This is a genomic window from Streptomyces sp. NPDC087422 (genome assembly GCF_044744145.1).
Classification (GTDB): Bacteria; Actinomycetota; Actinomycetes; order Streptomycetales; family Streptomycetaceae; genus Actinacidiphila.
Window position 1 is genome coordinate 597,495 of sequence record NZ_JBIUXT010000003.1, and the last position, 19,563, is coordinate 617,057.

Here is a 19,563-nt window from a genome sequence, read left to right on the forward strand (position 1 = left end):
CGAATCGGATGACTTCACGGGTTGACCTGCATGTTCCTCGTCTCCGTCACTTCGTCGATGTCCGAGGTGCGGACGGTGACGGCCACCTGCCAGGCGCCCGGCAGCGGCAGTTGGACGCCCGCCGCGGTCCAGTGGCCCACCGTCAGGTGCTGCAAGGGGACGTCGATGGGGCCGATCTTCTTGGCCGGCAGCGTGAACTGGAGGCGCACCTCCGGCACGTCCACCGAGCTTCCGGCGGGCGTGCTGAGGAAGAGGTGGACCTCGTTGGCGCCCGACCGGGCGGGGGAGACCGTCAGGCCCGCCGTGCCCTTGCCGTGGGGACCGCCGGTGTCGTACGGGATGGACAGGACGACCTCGGTCGGGGCCGTCGCGTTCCCGCCGCCGGTCGCCGCGGGCGGCGCCTTGAGGTCCTTCTGCTCCTCCGCGGCCCGGCCCGGCTGCGAGCCGGTCAGCATCGTGGTGACGGTCAGCAGGACGACGGCGATGCCGACCTCTATCAGGACCGAACGCCGGAGCCGGTTGCGCGCGGGATCCGCGTCGCGCACCTTCTTCGCCTTCGCCGAGTCCCGCGCGTCCTGCTGTCGCCGCAACTGCGCGGCCCGCGCCGGGTCCTCGGAGCCGGACCCCGTACCCGCCCCGGCGGAATCCGAACCCGAACCCGAACCCGTTCCGGAGCCCTTGCCCCTGGCGGAACCCGTACCGGACCCGGTACCGGACCCCGTACCCGACGCCGTACCGGCGGACGCGGCGGCCGGAGCCCCCACCGCGGACGCCACCGCCTCCGTCCGCGCCACCCGCGTCACCCCCAGCTCCCGCGTCCAGCGCCGCGAGAACCAGGCCACGCCGACCAGCGCGCACACCAGCCAGATCTTGATGAAGAGCAGCTGCCCGTAGTGGGTGTCGAAGAAGGCCGCCCAACTGCCCATCTGCCGCCACGCCTGGTACGTGCCGGTGCCGATCAGGGTCGTCACGGCGGTGAGCGCGATGAGGGAGAAGCGGCGCACGGCGTACGGCTCGACCGTACCGGCGGTGGAGCGGGCGAACAGCGCGGTCAGCAGGGTGATGAGCCCGCCCAGCCAGACCGCCATGGACAGCAGGTGGACGATGTCGACCGGCATCGCGACCTGCCGCTGGATGCCGACGGAGGCGTGCTCGGCCATCGCCCAGGTGGCGGCGATGCCGATCGCGACGACCGTGCCGCCGATGCCCAGACCCCAGGCCAGGTCGGCGCGTTCCTCCGGGTCCTCGCGCTTGGCGTAGCTGCCGAAGAGCACGGCGAGGAAGACGGCCGCCGCCGCGAGCAGCAGCAGCCGGGAGACGAGCGCCGCGCCCGGCCGGGTCTCCAGCACCGCGCGCATCACATCGGGGTCGACCGCGTCGCCGAGCCCGGTGCCGTTGGCGTACGGGCCGCGCAGCATCAGCAGCGCGATGGTGGCCGCGACCAGCGTCGCCCAGCCGCCCGCCGCGATCCGCCGCATGGGACGCAGCAGGGCGCCGCGCGGCCAGCACACGGACAGGAACACCGCGCTGCCGACCAGCAGCGCGAAACCGGCGTAGGCGAAGTAGCGGGCGATCCCGTAGAGCGTGGACGCCGCGCCGCCGCCCGCCGCCGCCGCGCCCGACAGGTCGACGCTGGTCTTGGAGGCCGCGCCGACCGAGAAGGTGAACGCCCCGGCCACCGGGTGGCTGTCCTGCGACACCGCCTTCCACGCCACGGTGTACGTGCCGTTGCCGATGCCCGGCCGCAGCCCGACGGTGGCCGTGGACCCGGAGTCCTTGCCGCTGTCGTGCTGCGGCTTGCCGACCGCCACGTCCTTGCCCTGCGGGTCGAGCACGCGCAGCGAGTCCGCCGACAGCAGCACGCCCTCCGAGAAGGTGAGCACCACGCGCTGCGGCGCGCTCTGCACGACCGACCCGTCGGCCGGGTCGGTACGGAGCAGCGCCGCGTGCGCGGACGCGGGCGCAGCGACGCCGAGCAGCAGCGCGAGCAGCCCGCCGAGGCAGGCCGCGAGCGCCGCCAGCCGCCGCCCGCCGGTCTGGCGACGTGGTGGCCTCAAACGTGGCAACCGGGCGTTCTTCTTCGCTGCGGGCGCTGTGTGCGCTGGCGTCGCTGGGTTCACTGCGGTCAGCCCTTCGGGTCCGGGCGGTACGTCGTCGCCTCGACGGGCACGGTGACCGTGACCGTGGCGGGCGTGGCGTGGGCGAAGTGGAGTCGCAGGGTGACTGTTTCACCGACCCGCGGCTTGTGGGTGAGGTTCTCCAGCATCATGTGGTCGCCCCCGGTGCCGAGGGTGAGGGTGCCGCCCGCCGGTACGGTCAGGGCCGTCACCTGGCGCATGGTGGTGCCGGTCGTGCTGTGCAGGGTGACGTGCGCGGCCAGCGGTGTGCTGACCGAGGTGAGTTCGGCGTCCCCGCCCCCGGCGTTGGCGACGGTGACGTACGCGGCGGCCTCGTCGGTCAGCAGCGGCTGCGGTATGTACCCGCCGCTCACCGACACTTTGCCGGGCCCGCTGCCGGATCCTTTGCCGGACGCGCTGCCGGACGCCTTGTCTGACCCCGCGCCGGACCCGGCGCCGGACCCGGACGATCCGTCGCTCAGCGCGACGCCCGCGCCGGTCGCCAGCGCCACCGCCGCGACACCGGCGACGGCGCCCAGCAGCGCGCGCCGCCTCACGGCGCCTCGCTCCTGACGATCTTCGGCAGGTCGGCCGCGAACTGCCCGGCCGTCGTCCCCGACATGTAGAGGACGTGCGCCTTGTCGTCCTTGGGCCAGAAGGCCAGCACCTCGGCGCCGTGCGTGACGGTGACGCTGCCGTCCTTCTCCTTGACCGGCGGGTCGATGCCGACGCCGACCGAGCGGGCCGCGGCCTGGATGGCGTCGAACTTACCGGTCAGTCCGATGAAGGACTTGTCCATCGCGCCGAGCCACGCCGTCAGCCGCGCAGGGGTGTCGCGCTCCGGGTCGGTGCTGACGAAGACGACCCGCAGCGCGTCCTGGTCGGCCTTCGGCAGCTTCGCCTTGGCCAGCGCCAGGTCGCTCATGGTCGTCGGGCAGACGTCGGGGCAGTGCGTGTAGCCGAAGAAGAGCAGCATCGGGTGGCCCGCGGTCTCCTTCACCAGGTCGTACGGCTTGCCCTGGTTGTCGGTCAGCACGAGCGCGGGCTTCGTGAACGGCGTGTCGAGCAGCGTGCCCGCCTTCTGCGGCGCTTCGGCGGACACCGCCGCCACATTGGCGTTCGCCGACGAGTCGCCGGAGCCGCCGCAGCCGGACAGCAGCAGCGCCCCCGCGACGGCGAGCGCGGCGGCCCCGGTCACGGCGGTGGTACGGGCACAGGTGCGGGTGCGCGTACGGGTCGTGCCGGTCGTGCCGGTCGTGCGCGGGGAAGCGGTCGTGCGGGTGGAGCGGGTGGTGCGCATGAAGGTGATGCCCCTTCAGTGGACGGGTGGTGCCGGGCGGCCACGGCTCGCGTGGCCGCCCAGCGGGCTGTTCGGGTCGAACGGGACCGCGAGCGGTCCGGTGGATCCGGTGGAGCAGGTGCTTCAGGTGTAACCGGCGATCCGGCCGACACCGGTCGAGCGAGAACCGGCGCCGGCCGTCAGCCGGACAGCCGTCAGCCGGACCAGCCGTCGGTCGGACCAGCCGTCGGCCGGAGCCGTCGGCCGGACCGGCCGTCAGGCGTCCGGCGTCAGGCCGACGGGTTGCGGCGGCGACCGGCGAAGACGCCGTAGCCGATCCCGATCGCGCCGACCACGATTCCGGCGACGCCCAGCGCACGGGCGGTCCCGTCGCTCGTGTCGGACGAGGCCGCCTGCGTACCGGCGGACGAGCCGCCGGACTTGGCGTCGGCGGCCGGGGTCGCCGTCACGCTCGGCGTGGCCGATGAGCCGTCGGAGGCCGCCGCCGCCGTCAGCTTCAGGGTCGGCGCCGGGTGCTGCGGCTCGGCCTGGCCCTCCTTCGGCACGTCGATCCAGCGCACGATGTCACCGTTGTCGTACGTCTGGAGCGTCTTGAAGACCAGCGCGTCGGTGGTGGCGGGCAGCGGCCCGAACGACACGGGGAACTGCTGGAACTGGCCCGGCGCGATCTTCCCGCCGCTCCAGGTGATCTTCGTGACCGCCTCGTCGATGGTGCCGTCGTCCGACTTCAGCGGGGTCGCCAGCTTCGACTTCGTCACCTGCGCCGTCCAGCCGGGCACCGGCTGGATCGAGACCGAGGCGACCGGGTGGTCGGTGGGCAGATTGACCTCGACCTTCGTCGTGGACGCGCTGTCCTCCTCGTTCGGCACCTTGAAGGCGACCGTGCTGTAACTGCCCTGGGCCGCGCTGTTCGGCGTCACCGTGACATGCGCGAAGGCGGGCACGGCGGCCAGCAGGACTGTGGCACCGGCGAGGGCGGCGATGGTCGCGGCACGGCCGCGCATACGTGAGCTGCTCATTACGAGGGTGCTCCAGTTCTCCACAGGTCTGTGGGAAGTGGGCTGACGGTGGCATGGAACCGCGGACCACGGCGCGTCAGGCGCCCGCGGTCGGCGGAGGCGTGGGCGGACCCGCGCGCCACCGTCGCCGTGCTCCCTGGAAGGCGGCGTAAGTCCTATGGACCTATGCCGTATAAGTCCTATGGACCTACGTAGGACCGATGGACTCATCAGCCCAGTGAGGGCCTCTCAGGTCCGCAAGGACCTGCGAGTCCCCGGGGGCCTACGCCAAGGGGGAGTCGGCGGGGGTGCGTCGCGTCAGACCGCCGCGAGGCCGAACGGCGGCCCGCGCCTGGCCAGCGAGTGCCGCAGCAGCCACACCGTGCGGTGCCTGGCCGCCGTCGCGTCCGCCGTGCAGCGCCGCCGCGGCCGTACGCCCGCGGTCCCGGCCGCCTGCGCCGCGAGCGCGGACAGCAGCGCGTGGGCGCGGCGCAGTACGGCGGGCGAGAGCGCGGCCAACTCGGCGGCGCCGCGCACCGACAGCCGTATCAGCCGCCAGAGCGCCGCCTCGCCGCGCCGCAGCACCCAGCCCGCCACCACGGCGGCGAGCAGGTGGCCGAGGAACATCGGCAGGGAGCAGAAGGGCAGCGACATCACGGCGTGCGCGACGCTTCCCGTACCGCCCGCGGCCGTACCGCCGCTCATGTCCATGCCCGGGGTGTGCACGGGCGCGCCCATCGCGGACGGGTCGAGCCCCGCCTGCTGGACGACCCACTGCGCCTTCCGCGGGGTGAGCGGCGCCGCGGCCGTGCTCCCGCAGACCAGCCGGGCCGCGACGGCCAGCAGACCGCCGGAGCCGGACCCCGCGCCGCCGCCGTGCCCGGCGGCCGTCGTACTCGCGCACATCTGCCCGGCGTTGAAGACGCTGTGCAGCGCGAGCTGTCCGACGGCGAGGGCGGCGGCGATGCCGGGCAGGGTGCGTTCGCGCCCCGCGAGCGGCGCCACGACCGCGAAGACCGAGAACCAGCCGACGACCAGCGCCCACACCGGCACGGTACGGCCGGACGCCATCGCGTGCCCGACCGCGGCCAGCACGACGCAGACCGCGGTGAACACCGCGGCCCGCAGCAGTCGCATTCCGGCGCCGGCGCGCACGGAGGGGACGGAGCCCCGCGTGGCAGTCATGACGGCGGTCATCTTCTCACCGCGCGCTCCGGGCGGATACGGCGGGTGTCCGGCTCGCGGGGGTGTGCGCGTGAAGTCCCCTTACACCCGTACGCCGGGCATGGGCATCCGCCGAATGAGCGATATCACGTCAACATCGCGCTTACGGGACGCTCTTCGCGGCAATACGTAACCTTATGTCGAGCCGCAGCCAGGAGGCTGGAGCATGAGCATCTGGTGGTCACTCCATTTGCGGCGCGAGGCTGCGAGCGTTCCGCTGGCCAGAAGGCTGCTGATCGGGACCATGGAGACGGCCGGAGTCGATCCGGACATCTCCTTCGACCTGGCGGTGGCCCTCTCGGAAGCGTGTGCCAACGCCGTCGAACACGCCGGATCGGGCACGGAGTACAGCGTCACCGCGCGGATCGACGGCGACCAGTGCCGTATCGAGGTCGCCGACTCCGGTCCCGGATTCCCCCGCGACCGCTTCCGCCACCCGGCCCGGCCGCTGAGCCCCAGGGGCCAGCAGGCCGAGCACGGACGCGGACTCTTCCTCATCGAGGCGCTGGTGGACCACGTCCACTTCCAGAACCGGCCGGGTCACGGCACGGTCGTCTCCTTCGACAAGGTGCTCAAGTGGCGTGACGACGCCCTGCTGAAGGCGTCGTAGCGCCACTCGACTCCGGTTCCGGTGGGACCGGCCGGTGAGACCGGCAGGGCGCGGCGAACCGGCTAGGGTCGGCGGACCGGCTGCGCCCGGCGGGACCTGGTGGGGACCATCGGCCGGGCCCGGTGTTCAGCCGCGCAGCCCCGCCATCCACGCCTCGACCTCGTCCGAGCGCCGCGGCAGCGCGTCCGACAGATTGCGGTTGCCGTCGTCCGTCACCAGGATGTCGTCCTCGATCCGGACGCCGATGCCCCGGTACTCCTCGGGCACCGACAGGTCGTCCGCCTGGAAGTACAGGCCGGGCTCGACCGTCAGCACCATGCCGGGCTCCAGGGTGGAGTCCACGTACGCCTCGGTCCGGGCGTGCGCGCAGTCGTGGACGTCCATGCCGAGCATGTGGCCGGTGCCGTGCAGCGTCCAGCGGCGCTGGAGGGCCAGTTCGAGCACCCGGTCGACCGGGCCTTCGAGCAGCCCCCACTCGACCAGCTTCTCGGCCAGCACGCGCTGCGACGCCTCGTGGAAGTCACGGAAGGCCGCGCCCGGCTTCACCGCGTCGATACCGGCCTGCTGGGACTCGTAGACCGCGTCGTAGACCTTGCGCTGGACCGGCGAGAAGCTGCCGCTGATCGGGAGGGTGCGGGTGACGTCCGCGGTGTACAGGTGGTGGGTCTCCACGCCCGCGTCGAGCAGCAGCAGGTCGCCGGAGCGGACCGGGCCGTCGTTGCGCACCCAGTGCAGGGTGGTGGCGTGCGGGCCCGCGGCGCAGATCGAGCCGTAGCCGACGTCGTTGCCCTCGACACGGGCGCGCAGGAAGAACGTTCCCTCGATGTACCGCTCCGAGGTGGCCTCCGCCTTGTCCAGGACCTTGACGACGTCCTCGAAGCCGCGCGCCGTCGAGTCGCACGCCCGCTGCAACTCGGCGATCTCGAACTCGTCCTTCACCGCACGCAGCGCGGACAGGAATTCGGTCAGCTCGGCGTCGCGCTCGGCCGTCACCTTGTCGGTGAGCGCCGCCTCGATGCCCGCGTCGTGCCCGCGCACCACGCGGACCGGACCGGCCGCCTCGCGCAGCGTCTCCGCGGCCTTGCGGACGTCCCGGCACGGCATCCCGAGCAACTGCTCGGCCTCGGTGAGGCTGTGCCGCCGCCCGACCCACAGCTCGCCCTGGCCGTCCAGCCAGAATTCGCCGTTCTCCCGGTTGGAGCGCGGCAGCAGATACGCGGTCGCCGCGTGCCCGCCGCCCTTGCGCGGCTCCAGCACGAGGACGGCGTCCTGCGTCTGGTCACCGGTCAGATAGGCGTACTCGGTGGCCGCCCGGAAGGGGTACTCGGTGTCGTTGGAGCGGGTACGGAGATTGCCCGCCGGTACGACGATCCGCTCGCCGGGGAAGCGCTCGGACAGCGCGGCGCGGCGCGCGGCGGCGTACGCGGCCTGCGGCAGCGGGGCCAGGCCGTGCAGCTCCGTGTCGGCCCAGTCGGCCTTCATCACGGCCGCCAGCTCGTCGGAGACAGCCGGGTAGAGGCGGTTCTTGCGCTGCTTGATCGGCTTGTCGTCGCCGTCCGCCGCGTCCGTGGCCGCCGCGTCGCCGTCCGCCGTGGCCGCCGCGTCGGTGGCCGCTTCGACTGCCGCGTCCGTGGCCGCCTCGGCCGCCGTCACGGCCGTCCCCGTCGTCTCAGGAGTCTCGGGCGTCTCCTGTCCGACCCGCTCGACCTGCTCGTCCGGCTGTGCCTGGGCCTCGGCCACGTCCTGTCCTCCTCGCTGTCGTCGCCATAGCTCGCTGAAGGTCCCGCCGGGACCCGCTATGGACCTCTACGCATCGTATGTGCGCGCGGAAGAGGGCGTGCGGGGGGCATAGGTCCTGAATCGCTCACGAATCAGGACCGGGCGGACCGAAGCGGACGCGGGTGACCGCGGCCCGTCTCTCTCAGGGGCCCGTCTCGCAGGGGCCCGTCTTCCGCAGTCGCCCGTCTCTCAGGGGCCCGTCTCTGTCCGCCTCAGTCGAAACGGACGGCGAGCAGGACGACGTCCTCCACGCCCTCTGACCGGTCGAGACCGTCGGGCAGGACGGCGTGCAGGATGTGGTCGACGAGACGGTCGGGGTCGTCGCGGGCCGGGCGCGGGGCGCTCTGCGCGGCGGCGTGCAGCCGGGCGAGCGCCCGGTCGGCGGACTCCCCCGTACGGTGCAGCAGCCCGTCCGTGAACAGCACCAGGGTCTCGCCGGGCCGCGCGTACAGCTCGACGCTGGGCGCCTCCCAGCAGCTGAGCATGTTCAGCGGCGCGGACAGCGACGTCTCGACGTACTCGCAGCGGCGGTCGCCGATCACCAGCGGCGGGCAGTGTCCCGCGCCCGCCAGGATCAGCTTGCGGCCGCCGGGGCCGCCCGCCGGGCGCGGGCCGCCGTTCGCCGCCTCCGCCTCCACGTACGCGAACAGCGCCGTCGCGGACCTGGCGGGCTCGGTGAGCCGCATCAGCAGTTCCAGGTCGGACAGGACCGCGACCGGGTCCTCGCCCTCCATCACCGCGTACGCGCGCAGGCTCGCGCGCAGCCGACCCATCGCGGCCACCGCGCCGGGGCCGCGCCCCGTCACCCCGCCGACGGCCAGGCCGAGCGCGCCCTCGGGCAGCGGCAGCGCGTCGTACCAGTCGCCGCCGCCGCGCGGATTCGTCCGGTGCCTGACCGCCAGCCGTACGCCGGGGACGCGCGGCAGCCGTTCCGGCAGCAGTTCCGCGGCCAGCGCCGCCGTGGTGTCCCGTGCGCGCCGCAGGTCGAGCACGCGTGCGGTGTGCTCGGCGGCGAAGCGCAGATACAGGCCCATCAGGCGGCGCTGCCGGTCGTCGGGCTCCGCGGGTTCGTCGTAGAACCACACGGCCGTGCCCAGCCTGCCGGCCGACTGCGCCGTCAGCCGCAGCGCGTAGCTCGCGCCGAGGCCGAGCTGGACGGCGACCTCGCGGTGCCGCCGGTCGAGGCCGGGTTCGTGCAGCAGGTCGGCGTGGACGCGTTCGCCGTCCGCGTCCCGCGCCGCCGATCCGTCCTTCGCCGCTGATCCGTCCTCTGCCCCCGATCCGTCCCGCGCTCCTGACCCGTCCCGCGCTCCTGATCCGCTCGCGTCACTCGGCACGCCGGTGTCGGAGGCGGACGTACGGGGTACGGGCACGGTCTCGATCGTGCCGAGGTCGGCGTGGCCGAGGCCGAGGCCGACGGTGCGTTCGGGGCCGAGGCCGTCGGCCGGCTCCAGCGCGACCATGCCGCGGCGGGCGCCGACCAGGGTGGCCCCGGCGCGCAGCACCTCGTGCAGCGTGTCGTCCAGCGCGGTCGTCCGGGCCAGCCGCTCGGTCAGCTCGTGCACCAGGGACAGGTCGCACACCCAGGAGGCCAGCCGGTCCTGCACGGCGGGGGAGCCGTACCGGTCACCGACCGCTTGCTCCGGCGCCCGGGGACGGCCCGCACCGGGTACGGTCACGGGCTTGGCCGCGGGTTCGGCGGCCTGGTCGGTCACGGGCGCGGTCGCGGAACCGGTCGTGGAATCGGGTGCGGAACCGATCGTGGAACCGATCGTGTAATCGGCCGCCGGTCCCGTCACCGGTTCCGTCCTCGGTCCCGCCGGTTCCGTCGCGGGTGCGGGCGGAGCGGCGGGGGAGACGGCGGGGACCGCGGAGGCGGCCGTGACCTGCGCAGGGCCTCCCGCGGGGGACGCATTCTGCGCCGCCGCGGAAGGAGGTGGCTCTGTTCCGGCCACTTTTTTCATGTGAGCGGCGCTCATGGCCGGGGGCTTCCGGCCAGTCGCCAATGGATGGGGCATTCCGCGCTTTTCGTCCGCAAAGCGCGGCGCATCTGCATCAATAGCATCGCAAACCCCCATGTCGTGGCGCGTCGCTACCAAGGAACCCACTTGTACACGCACAATCGCGGGCATGTCCAGGATTGTCCTGGTAGACGGAGTGGTGTCGGGACGTGACCGGCGTCACGTGCCGTGGTGCGCCGGTGGCTTGGAGTAGCCGTCGGACCGCCGCAGGTTGGCCAGAAAGAGCTACCCCCGTCTCATGCGCGCTGTCGACTGATCCCGGCCAACAGCGCGTCATATTTGCGGGTGATGGGTAGGAACCCGGAGTCCGGCTCAAGCGTCGTAGTACGTAAGCAATTGACAGCCGACCCCACCCCGAGTGGCGAGCGGGAGCTGCGCCCAACGGGATCCACGACTAGTGGCTCGCGATCGGGGCAAGTGAGCAAGCGCCATGCGCACGCCACCCACCGCCACGTTCCACGCTCGGCCGGCGGCGTGATGCGCTGCCTCGTGAACGGCGTGCTCGACAGATACGTGTGCAAGGGCAGATCCCTGGGCGTTAACGGAAAGGAACGAGCGCTGATGCGCGAGATCCTCGGAAGGCGACGCAAGCTCTCACTGCCGCGAAAGGGGCGGACCGCGTTGCGTGACGCGGCGCTCACCTATGCCGAGCAGTGGCAATGGCGTGTGGTGCCCGGTGTCGGATACGACAAACGCGGCACATGGCGGGCGACCGGTGCGCAGCCGTGCGCCTGCGCCCGCCCCAACTGCCCGGTGCCCGGCGCCCATCCGCACGAGCCGGGACTCCTGGCCGCCACCCGTGACCCGCGCATGGTGCGCTGGTGGTGGACGCGCAGGCCGGACGCGCCGGTGGTCCTCGCGACCGGCGACCGGGTGTCCGCGGCGAGCCTGCCCGCGGTGGCCGGCACGCGGGCGCTCGACGCGATCGAACGCCTCGGCGTACGGCTCGGCCCGGTGGTCGCCACCCCCACCCGGTACGTGATCCTCGTCGCGCCCTACTCGCTCGCCGAGCTGGGCGAACTCCTCGACAGCCAGGACTGGGTGCCGACATCGCTGCGCTACCACGGCGACGGCGGATACGTGGCGCTGCCGCCGTCGAGCAGCAGCGCGGGGCAGCTCCGCTGGGTGCGGCCCCCGGTGCCCGAGGCGACGGGGCCCGACGCGCCGGTCGGGCTCGGCGGCGCCGCGCCGTGGCTGCCGCGGATCGGCGACCTCGTGGACGCCCTCGTCCGGGCGGGCCGGACCGCGCCGGACGGCGACCGGCTCACCTATTGATCCGCGTATTGATGCGCCGCGTTGACACCGCGCCTGTTCTGAACGCTGTTCAGGGCGGGCGCGGTGTCGTTCGCCGCGCGCTCTGTCACTCGTTCGGGTAGCCGAGGGCCCCGGCCCTGCGCTGAACGGCGCCTGATCGTTCCGAAGTCCCCGGTCCGCCCGCTACGTTCGGCGGACCGCAACCGTCGAGCGCAGGTGGGGTCGTGCCCGTGGAGCCGAAGTCACAGCCGCAGCCGCAGCCGCATTCGCAGGCCGTTCAGCAGGTCGCGCAGGACCATGTGTCGGGGCTGCGCATGGTGGCCCTCGCGAGCGTCGCCGCCCTGGCCGTCGTCCTGCCGCTGGCCGCCGCCACGGACGGCCCCTCGGAACACCCGGGCCACGGCGGCCACTCCGGCCACGCGGGCCTCGGCGCCCCGCACGCCAGGACCACGTCCGTGGACGGTTACGGAATGCTTCCGCCGCCTGCCGAAGGCACCTGAACCGCTACCGACCGGTACGACGAAAAGCGTCGCCGTCGTCTCCCTCGCATGGCGAAAAGCGCCGTCCGGCGCCCCGCGGGCATGGAAACGCCCGGTCGCTGGCGACGGGGGATGCACCAGCGACCGGGCTGACCAAACGGTAACAAGACTTCGTCCGTTAGCAAATTCCCCGACGCCGACGGGGCGCCGATTAGCCGCGATTCAACGGGAGTTGTGACCGGAATCACGGCCTCCCCCTCCGTGCCGCCCCCGCCCCCGCCGACCGGTGGTCCGCGGACCTCCCGATCTGCCCCGCCGGGGCGGGCGGTGACGTCCGGGAGCGCCGTGGCTCGTCGCGCAGTTCCCCGCGCCCCTTAAAGGATCGGTTCGCCGCCTGGGCGAAGGTGGGTGTGCCCTGTCAGGGGCGCGGGGAACTGCGCGGGTAACCCTCCACCGGCGGGTGGTCCGGCGGCGACCGGATTGCCCCGCTGGGGCGGGCGGTGACGTGCGGGAGCGCCGTGGCTGGTGGCGCAGTTCCCCGCGCCCCTTAAAGGATCGGCTCGCCGTCCGGGCGAAAGACGGTGCGCCCCGTCAGGGGCGCGGGGAACTGCGCGGGCCACCCCCACCGGCCGGTGGCCCGGACACCACCGAACTGCCCCGCCGGGGCGGGTGGTGACGTGCGGGAGCATCGTTGCTGAGGGCGCAGGGCCCCCGCGCCCCTAAAAAGACCGGCCCCCGCCCGGACGAAAGACGGTGGGCCCCGTGAGGGGCGCGGGGAACTGCGCGGGTAACCCTCCACCGGCGGGTGGTCCGGGGGCGAGCGGACTGCCCCGCCGGGGCGGGTGGTGAGGTGCGGGAGCGCTTCGGCCGGGGTGGCGTGCGCCACCCGTACGGCTGGAGGCCGTGGAATGGCTCGCCGCGAGGCGGAGGTGGCCGGCGTCAGCTCAGGGTGATCTGGCGGTTGGTGAAGCCGCTGCGGGCGCGCCGCTCGTCGGCGGTGAGAGGGCCGGACTTGGCAAGCGTCTCGGCCAGACGCTCGTTGAAGGCGGCGGCGGGCTTCTCCACCTCGTCGGCGCCCATGCCGACCGGCAGGTCCCACACCGGCACCACGAGCCCGTGCGCGCGGAAGGAGCCGACCAGCCGCGTACCGTCACCCAGCGACGACACCCCGGCGGCGTGCAGCCGGGCCAACGCGTCGAGCAACTCCTCCTCGGGGTGCGGCATGACCCACCGCAGGTGGTTCTTCTCCGGCGTCTCGCACCAGTACGCGGCGTCCACGCCGGTCAGCCGTACGGTCGGGATCGCCGCCTGGTTGGCCCGCTCCAGCGACGCGGCCACCTCGCCGGTCGCCGCGTCGGCGTCCTCCAGCCAGAACTCGAAGCCGCTGTGCACCTCGGGCGTGAAGGGCGCGTCGAGGTCCAGCACGTCCTGGAGGCGCGGCCCGTCCTGCGGCGGGCGGCGGCCGTCCACCGGATTGCCGGGCGCCGCGGTGAGCGCGCGCAGCAGCGTGTCGGCGAGGTCGCGGCTGACGTCACCGGACGCCGCCTCGTTCTGGAGGCCGAGCAGGACGGCCCCGGTGTCGCGGCGCAGTCCGGGCCACGCCATCGGCAGCACGGTGCCGAGCGTCACCGAAGGAACGCCGTCGGGCAGCGCGTCCTTGAGGGTGAGCGGGGCGGTCGCCGCCGGAACCAGCTCGCGCAGGGCGACCCAGTCGCACTCGCCGGGCAGCCCCTCGAACGGGCGGCGCACCAGCTCGGTCACCGCGTGCGACGCCTCGCGGCCGTGACACGCCTTGTACCGGCGGCCCGAGCCGCAGGGGCAGGGCTCGCGCGCGCCGACCACCGGGACCTCTCCGCTCGTCGGGACCTTCGTCTTCGTCGCGGTCGCGCGCTTCTTGGCCATGGCTCGGTCTCTCCCGTAACGGCGGTGTTCCGGCCGTGAGCCTAGCGCCCGGCGCGGTCGCCGCCGGACCACGGCGAGGCGTGCGGAGGGACTACCGGGGTGTCCTGCGTGCTGTAGTGCTGTACCCCGCGCGGCCCGGCCCGGCTCTGTGCGGCCCGGCGCGCGGCCCTACGCCTGGACCCGCGACCTCAGCCGCGTTCGTCGACCGCGTCGAAAGCCGTGTTCAGCGACCCGAGCGCGTCGAACGCTTCGATCGATTCGGCCAGGTCCATCGACATGCCCATCGGCAGGCCGCCGCCCGCACCGACGATCGGACTGATGCCCGTACCGCCGATTCCGCCGAGGCCGGCCCGCTGGCCGCGCGTGCCGCCCGTACCGCCCGCGATCACCGGGTCGTCGCGGCGCGCGTGCCGGGCGCGTACCGGAAGGACCGCCCAGACCGTCACCTCGCCGGGCGCGTCGTCGCGCACGCCCCAGCGCAGCGACAGGCTCCCGACGATGCCGAGGCCCCGGCCGCCGTGCGCGCTCAGGGAGGGGGTGGAGGGGCGTGGCCTGGTGGGGCCGCCGCCGTCGGTCACCTCGACCGCGAGGAGTCCGTCCGTGCCTATCGCCCACGCGGCGCGTATCCCGCACTCGCCGCAGTCGGCGCGGTCGCTGTCGGTACGGCCGCTGCCCGTACGGTCGCTGCCCGTACGTCCGCTGTCCGTCCGTGGGCTGTCGTGACGGCCGCCGGCCGTCCAGTCGTCGTTCACCGTACGGGGAGTGTCCCGGGCGGACCGTGCGCCATTGGCGTCACCGCCGCCCCCGGCCTCGTGCGTCTCCAAAGGACGCGCGTGCCGGAAGGAGTTGCTCAGCAGCTCCGACAGGATGAGGACGGCGTCGTCGATCACCGGCTCCGGCACGTCCTGCGCGCACAATTCGTTCCGCAGTTTCCGGCGCGCCACCGCGACGCCGGTCGGACCATGGGGCAGGGCCATGGTCGAGGACGTAGGCACCTCCTGCGCCACCATCAACGACACCCCCGAGACCTCCTTCACGCCCTTGCGCCACGGGATGGATGCCCTCTACGACTCGGCCGGAAACAAGCCAACCGCGATCCATTGACGTACTCCGTACACATTCCCGACGCACAATTGCAGCCCGAACACGATACGAACGCGCCGGGGTACGCCCTGTGACGGCTGTCGCCTGGTGATGTCGGCTGCTCTGTGTTGACTCCTGCTGTGGCCTGCGGACATCTGTGAACTTCAGCGACCCAGTTGGGACAGAACCGCACTCGGGCGGTTGGTGATGATGGAATCCACCCCGAGCCGTACGCACAACTCGACATCGGCGGGTTCGTCCACCGTCCAGACGTGGACGCGGTGCCCCGCCTGGCGCAAACGCGCCACGTATCCTGGGTCGGCCCGCACGATCCGCATGCTCGGCCCCGCGATGCCGACGCCCGCCGGCAGCCACCCGCTCCAGCGCCGGGGGAGCGCGTGGCGCACCAGGAAGACGGTGGGGACCGCCGGCGCGGCCAGCCGTACCCGGCGCAGCGCCCCCGGCGAGAAGCTCATCACCCGCACCTGGGCGGGCTCCCCGCGTGCCGGGCGGTCCATACCGAAGTGCCGCAACAGGTCGAGCAGCCGCCGCTCGACCTGGCCCGACCACCGCGTCGGGTGCTTCGTCTCGATCGCCACCTCCAGGCGGCGGTCGGTGTCCGCGACCAGTTCCAGCAGGCGGCGCAGCGTGAGGACGCCGCTGCGTTCGCGCACGGCGTTTTCGTCCTCTTCTTTTACGCGTCCCGCGCGGGCACCTCTTATATGCGCGTCTTTCGCACGGACGTCTCCTAGGTGACGGTCCCGGCTTCCGGCGCCGCCGGGTCCGCCGCGGCCGTCCTTCCACGAGCCGAAGTCCAGCGCGGCGAGGTCGGCCAGGGCGAGGGAGGAGACGGCGCCCCGGCCGTTCGACGTACGGTCCACCCGCCGGTCGTGGACACACACCAGCTCGCCGTCCGCGGTCAGCCGAACGTCGCAGTCCAGGGCGTCGGCCCCGTCCTCGATGGCTTTCCGGTACGCGGCGAGCGTATGTTCTGGTACGTCCGCGGAGGCGCCTCTATGGGCGACGACCTGGACAGGTCGCCCGTCCGGAAACGCCTCCGGGACCGCGCGCGCGTAAGTCACCGTGTCATGGTGCCACCGTCTCCCCGGCGGCCCGGTAACACGGCCGTACGACGGGTACGCGAAGATGCACAGCTACCGCTTACGGCGGTCCGACACGCCGTGGGAAATGCTGTGTTCGGCCCACCACCTTGTTCCGCACCCGGTTCGGAATCCTGTTCAGAACCTGTCCCGACCCTGAGGAGAATCGCTGTGAGCACCGAGAACGAAGCCGGCTCCGGCTCGGCTGCGGAGTCGGCAGCGCCCGCGCCCGACGGTGCCTCGGCGGCCCAGGCCCCCGTACCTCCTGCCGCTCCGCCGCTCGCCCCGCCGCCCGCTCCTCCGACGGCCCCTCCGGCCGCCCCGCCCGCGCCCGCCGCTCCCCCGGCGTCCGCGGACGGCGAGTCGCGTACGGAGATCCTGCCGGAGGTACGGGACGCGGCTCCGGTGCCGCCCGCGGATCCGTACCGGGCCCCGGCCGACCCGTACTCGTCGCCGTCCTCCTCCTCTTCTTCCTCTTCGCCCGCGCCCGCGCCTTCGCCGTCGCCCTACGGTCCGCCGAGTGGGCCGCCTTCGCCGTACGGGACGCCGCCTGCCGCGGTGTTCGCGGCGGAGCAGCCGCCCGCGGGGCCGGGCGCGTTCGGTGCGTCGGGTGCGTCGGGTACGTCGGGTACGGAGCAGGGCGCGGGGTCGGGCCACGGCGGGTCGGGTCATGGCGGGTCCGGCCACGGTGGCGGGCCGCACGACCCGTTCGCCGCGCCGTCGTCCCCCTACGGCGCGGCGAACGCGCCCGGTACCGGCCAGCCCGGCGGCCCCGGCGGTCTGCCGCCGGCCTGGGGCACGCACGTTCCCCCGCCGCCGAACGACGGCCGCAAGCGCCGCGGCGGCATCGGCGGCATGGTCGCCGCCGTCCTGGTGGCCGCGCTGGTCGCGGGCGGCGTCGGCGGAGGCGTCGGCTACGCGATCGCCGACCACAACGACAAGTCGAGCTCCACCTCCTCGACCACCGTCTCCGACTCCGGCAGCCAGAAGGCGTTCAACCGCGCCCCGACCTCGGTGGCGGGCATCGCCAACAAGGCGCTGCCGAGCGTCGTCACCATCAAGGCCAGCGGCAGCCAGGAGAGCGGCACCGGCACCGGTTTCGTCTACGACACCGAGGGCCACATCCTCACCAACAACCACGTGGTCGCCCCGGCGGCCAGCGGCGGCAAGCTCACCGTCACCTTCTCCAACGGCAAGACGTACGACGCGGCCGTCATCGGCCGCGCCCAGGGGTACGACGTGGCCGTCATCAAGCTGAAGAACGCCAGCGGCGTCAAGCTCACCCCGCTGCCGCTCGGCAACTCCGACCAGGCGCAGGTCGGCGACGCCACCATCGCCATCGGCGCCCCCTTCGGCCTCTCCGGCACGGTCACCACCGGCATCGTCAGCGCCGTCCACCGTCCCGTCGCCTCCAGCGACGGCCAGGGCAGCAGCGCCTCCTACATGAGCGCGATCCAGACCGACGCCTCGATCAACCCCGGCAACTCCGGCGGCCCCCTCCTCAACGCCAACGGCGCCGTCATCGGCATCAACTCCGCCATCCAGCCCGCGGGCAACAGCGACCCCGGCACCCAGGGCGGCAGCGTCGGCCTCGGCTTCGCCATCCCCATCAACCAGGCCAAGCGCGTCGCCGACCAGCTCATCAAGACCGGCCAGCCCGTCTACCCGGTGATCGGCGTCAGCCTCGACACCCAGTACCAGGGCGACGGCGCCAAGATCTCCACCGACTCCAACACCGCCATCACCTCCGGCGGCCCCGGCGCCAACGCCGGCCTCAAGCCCGGTGACGTCATCACCCGCTTCGACGACACCCTCATCGACAGCGGCCAGACCCTCATCGGCGAGATCTGGCAGCACTCCCCCGGCGACAAGGCCACCATCACCTACACCCGCAACGGCACCTCCCACACCACCACCGTCACCCTCGGCCAGCGCACCGGCGACAGCAACTAGTGCCCACCCACTAAGCTGTCCCCGCGCCCCGCGCCAGGAGGCTTGCCCGAGCGGCCTAAGGGAACGGTCTTGAAAACCGTCGTGGCAGCGATGTCACCGTGGGTTCAAATCCCACAGCCTCCGCACAGCTCAGCGTCTTAGCTGACCAGATGGGGTGCCTCTCGCTGAGAGGCACCCCATCTGCGCTCAGGCTGTCTCACCTCGTTTCGCCCGTATCCCAGCTCTGACCAGTGCGTACGGGCCATACACGGGCCAGAATTGCCGACTACTCTCCGTGTCGAGGAGCTTCGTCGGACGCTCGGAGTGACTTGGAGATGCGGGCGTTATCGTGCTGCTGGCGGCCCTTGATGACCTTCGCGTAGAACCGGAACAGCACGGTGACGCTGTGGCCGGCGCGGCGCGCCACTTCCACCGGGTCAACGCCCGCTTCGAGCCACAGCGAGACGCCTGCCTGCCGCGCTGAGTAGGGGACTTCGGCGAGTGGGCTCTCAAACTCATGCCAAGTGAGCACCATCTGCCGGGCGTCTCGCCACAGCTCCGTGTACTCGGTTGAGCGGACGCGTCCGCCTTCGACGGCTCGGAAGAGGCGTCCGTCAACCGCTGTCCCGTACTTCTCCAGATGATGGCGCAGGAGGCCAACCAGCTCCGGCGGGATTGGGACGGAGCGGGTGGCCTTGCGGGCGCGCCGCTTCAGACCGCGTTTCTCGTACGACAGGCCATCATCCGTCCACCCAGAGCCGACTTCCGGGCGACTCTCACCCAGGACCAACTCGCCCCATGCCTCGACGTCTGTCGCATCCGGGAGTTTGCATGCTTCACGCGCCAGGGCCGCAGCTTCAGAGGGCCGCATTGCCGCGTAGTACAGGCACCCGAAGAATGCCTTCAGATGGTCGCCACGTGGCCCCTGTTTGCCAACGGCATCTATGAGCCTGCGAGCCAACGCGGCCCCCGGAACGTAGCGGAAGTCAACTTCGTCGTCGGTCTCCGGTGGCTCCCAGTCGATCCGCGTAAGGGGATTGAGGGGAAGGAGATCGCACTCCACCGCGTACCGAAGGGCGTTGCTGAAGACCGTGTACTTCCGGCGGGTGGTGTTGACGGCCGCTGTCGTCCCGTCCTTCTTCCGTGCCAATGCGTCCAGGGCGGTTCGTACGGTGGCCGACTTGGTGAGTTCGGTGACCTGTACGGACTTGTCGGCGATCCACGCCAGTGCGGCGGCCACGTCTTCCGGTGGGCATTCCACGGCAGATCTGGGCTTTAGGTTGGCATCGTCCAAAGTGAAGCGGAACGCCCATGCGTACAGGGCGATTCGCAGCAAGTCGCGGGGCGGAGCCCCTTTGGCGTCCTTGACTAGTACCGGTGTGATGGTTGCCAGGGCTTCGGCGATGCTCGCGCGGTGCTTGGCGGAGGCGTTCGGCCATTTCATCAGGGCGTATGCGCAGGCATGCGCATACCAGGTGGGGGAGTTCAGTGCTCGCAACTCCGACTCGGGGAGGCCGGTCTCCAAGTCGAACTGTTCGCGGCGGCGCAGCGCTTCCAGCAACTGCGACTGCCGGCCCTCGGCTTGGGTCTTCAGTCGGTAGCTCTGCGAGTGCTCGCGCTTCTCCACTCTCCAACGCAGCTCGTACGGCTTTGGGCGGCCTTTCCGTTGGCGGATCGACCACACTTCCACTTCGTAACTGAGGCTCATGGTGCTCCCAAAGCGAGAGGCCCGACGCGTTGCGTCGGGCCTCTCGCTGAGTTGGT

General features: G+C 72.5%; 16 protein-coding genes and 1 tRNA gene. 6 read left to right on the forward strand and 11 right to left on the reverse strand.

Features of this window, described 5'->3' with window-relative positions:
• Nucleotides 1-14 precede the first annotated feature (14 nt).
• The 5 genes from ACIO6U_RS12220 to ACIO6U_RS12240 form a co-directional block, all read right to left on the reverse strand.
• Nucleotides 15-2,057, reverse strand: coding sequence for a copper resistance CopC/CopD family protein (locus ACIO6U_RS12220; RefSeq protein ID WP_401717980.1), 2,043 nt, complete (start codon nt 2,055-2,057; stop codon nt 15-17).
• 68 nt (nt 2,058-2,125) lie between these two features.
• Nucleotides 2,126-2,674 (reverse strand): copper chaperone PCu(A)C, encoded by a 549-nt coding sequence (locus ACIO6U_RS12225; protein ID WP_391042118.1) that lies wholly within the window; start codon nt 2,672-2,674, stop codon nt 2,126-2,128.
• Nucleotides 2,671-3,417 carry an SCO family protein gene (locus ACIO6U_RS12230; RefSeq protein ID WP_401717983.1) on the reverse strand — a complete coding sequence of 249 codons (747 nt, stop codon included), beginning with the start codon at nt 3,415-3,417 and terminating at the stop codon, nt 2,671-2,673. The genes ACIO6U_RS12225 and ACIO6U_RS12230 overlap by 4 nt, the downstream gene beginning before the upstream one ends.
• Nucleotides 3,418-3,686: 269 nt before the next feature.
• Entirely contained in the window at nt 3,687-4,436 is a 750-nt protein-coding gene (locus ACIO6U_RS12235) for a DUF1775 domain-containing protein (RefSeq protein ID WP_391042121.1), read from the reverse strand.
• A 297-nt stretch (nt 4,437-4,733) separates the two neighbouring features.
• Nucleotides 4,734-5,600, reverse strand: coding sequence for a hypothetical protein (locus ACIO6U_RS12240; RefSeq protein WP_401717986.1), 867 nt, complete (start codon nt 5,598-5,600; stop codon nt 4,734-4,736).
• Between the two features lie 205 nt (nt 5,601-5,805).
• Between ACIO6U_RS12240 and ACIO6U_RS12245 the strand changes: the two genes are divergently transcribed.
• Nucleotides 5,806-6,249 (forward strand): ATP-binding protein, encoded by a 444-nt coding sequence (locus ACIO6U_RS12245; protein ID WP_391042124.1) that lies wholly within the window; start codon nt 5,806-5,808, stop codon nt 6,247-6,249.
• A 126-nt stretch (nt 6,250-6,375) separates the two neighbouring features.
• Here ACIO6U_RS12245 and ACIO6U_RS12250 read toward each other — a convergent pair whose 3' ends face one another.
• Entirely contained in the window at nt 6,376-7,788 is a 1,413-nt protein-coding gene (locus ACIO6U_RS12250; protein ID WP_355336757.1) for an aminopeptidase P family protein, read from the reverse strand.
• A gap of 452 nt (nt 7,789-8,240) precedes the next feature.
• Nucleotides 8,241-9,827, reverse strand: coding sequence for a PP2C family protein-serine/threonine phosphatase (locus ACIO6U_RS12255; RefSeq protein WP_401717989.1), 1,587 nt, complete (start codon nt 9,825-9,827; stop codon nt 8,241-8,243).
• Nucleotides 9,828-10,610: 783 nt separating this feature from the next.
• On the opposite strand from ACIO6U_RS12255, the gene ACIO6U_RS12260 reads away from it, so the two are divergent.
• Entirely contained in the window at nt 10,611-11,324 is a 714-nt protein-coding gene (locus tag ACIO6U_RS12260) for a bifunctional DNA primase/polymerase (RefSeq protein WP_355336591.1), read from the forward strand.
• Nucleotides 11,325-11,533: 209 nt separating this feature from the next.
• Nucleotides 11,534-11,803, forward strand: a complete 270-nt coding sequence (locus ACIO6U_RS12265) for a hypothetical protein (protein ID WP_391042128.1) — start codon at nt 11,534-11,536, stop codon at nt 11,801-11,803.
• 918 nt (nt 11,804-12,721) lie between these two features.
• On the opposite strand, the gene ACIO6U_RS12270 is transcribed toward ACIO6U_RS12265, so the two are convergent.
• Nucleotides 12,722-13,684 carry a DUF5926 family protein gene (locus ACIO6U_RS12270; RefSeq protein WP_188281531.1) on the reverse strand — a complete coding sequence of 321 codons (963 nt, stop codon included), beginning with the start codon at nt 13,682-13,684 and terminating at the stop codon, nt 12,722-12,724.
• Between the two features lie 188 nt (nt 13,685-13,872).
• Nucleotides 13,873-14,661, reverse strand: a complete 789-nt coding sequence (locus tag ACIO6U_RS12275) for an ATP-binding protein (RefSeq protein WP_401717993.1) — start codon at nt 14,659-14,661, stop codon at nt 13,873-13,875.
• On the opposite strand from ACIO6U_RS12275, the gene ACIO6U_RS12280 reads away from it, so the two are divergent.
• Nucleotides 14,660-14,788, forward strand: coding sequence for a hypothetical protein (locus ACIO6U_RS12280; protein ID WP_401717996.1), 129 nt, complete (start codon nt 14,660-14,662; stop codon nt 14,786-14,788). The genes ACIO6U_RS12275 and ACIO6U_RS12280 overlap by 2 nt on opposite strands.
• A 143-nt stretch (nt 14,789-14,931) precedes the next feature.
• Here ACIO6U_RS12280 and ACIO6U_RS12285 read toward each other — a convergent pair whose 3' ends face one another.
• Nucleotides 14,932-15,849, reverse strand: a complete 918-nt coding sequence (locus ACIO6U_RS12285; protein WP_401717999.1) for a glycerophosphodiester phosphodiesterase family protein — start codon at nt 15,847-15,849, stop codon at nt 14,932-14,934.
• Nucleotides 15,850-16,038: 189 nt separating this feature from the next.
• On the opposite strand from ACIO6U_RS12285, the gene ACIO6U_RS12290 reads away from it, so the two are divergent.
• Both ACIO6U_RS12290 and ACIO6U_RS12295 read left to right on the forward strand, forming a co-directional pair.
• Nucleotides 16,039-17,820 (forward strand): S1C family serine protease, encoded by a 1,782-nt coding sequence (locus tag ACIO6U_RS12290; RefSeq protein WP_401718001.1) that lies wholly within the window; start codon nt 16,039-16,041, stop codon nt 17,818-17,820.
• Between the two features lie 36 nt (nt 17,821-17,856).
• A tRNA-Ser gene (locus tag ACIO6U_RS12295) sits at nt 17,857-17,943 on the forward strand.
• Between the two features lie 142 nt (nt 17,944-18,085).
• Here ACIO6U_RS12295 and ACIO6U_RS12300 read toward each other — a convergent pair.
• On the reverse strand, nt 18,086-19,507 hold the full coding sequence (locus ACIO6U_RS12300) for a tyrosine-type recombinase/integrase (RefSeq protein ID WP_401718004.1): 1,422 nt from the start codon (nt 19,505-19,507) through the stop codon (nt 18,086-18,088).
• Nucleotides 19,508-19,563: the final 56 nt, after the last annotated feature.

Coding starts and splice junctions, on each gene's coding strand:
- ACIO6U_RS12230 (WP_401717983.1), bottom strand. CDS start 3,417: ATGCGCACCACCCGCTCCACCCGCACGACCGCTTCCCCGCGCACGACC.
- ACIO6U_RS12235 (WP_391042121.1), bottom strand. CDS start 4,436: ATGAGCAGCTCACGTATGCGCGGCCGTGCCGCGACCATCGCCGCCCTC.
- ACIO6U_RS12240 (WP_401717986.1), bottom strand. CDS start 5,600: ATGACTGCCACGCGGGGCTCCGTCCCCTCCGTGCGCGCCGGCGCCGGA.
- ACIO6U_RS12245 (WP_391042124.1), top strand. CDS start 5,806: ATGAGCATCTGGTGGTCACTCCATTTGCGGCGCGAGGCTGCGAGCGTT.
- ACIO6U_RS12260 (WP_355336591.1), top strand. CDS start 10,611: ATGCGCGAGATCCTCGGAAGGCGACGCAAGCTCTCACTGCCGCGAAAG.
- ACIO6U_RS12270 (WP_188281531.1), bottom strand. CDS start 13,684: ATGGCCAAGAAGCGCGCGACCGCGACGAAGACGAAGGTCCCGACGAGC.
- ACIO6U_RS12280 (WP_401717996.1), top strand. CDS start 14,660: ATGGTCGAGGACGTAGGCACCTCCTGCGCCACCATCAACGACACCCCC.
- ACIO6U_RS12275 (WP_401717993.1), bottom strand. CDS start 14,661: ATGGCCCTGCCCCATGGTCCGACCGGCGTCGCGGTGGCGCGCCGGAAA.
- ACIO6U_RS12300 (WP_401718004.1), bottom strand. CDS start 19,507: ATGAGCCTCAGTTACGAAGTGGAAGTGTGGTCGATCCGCCAACGGAAA.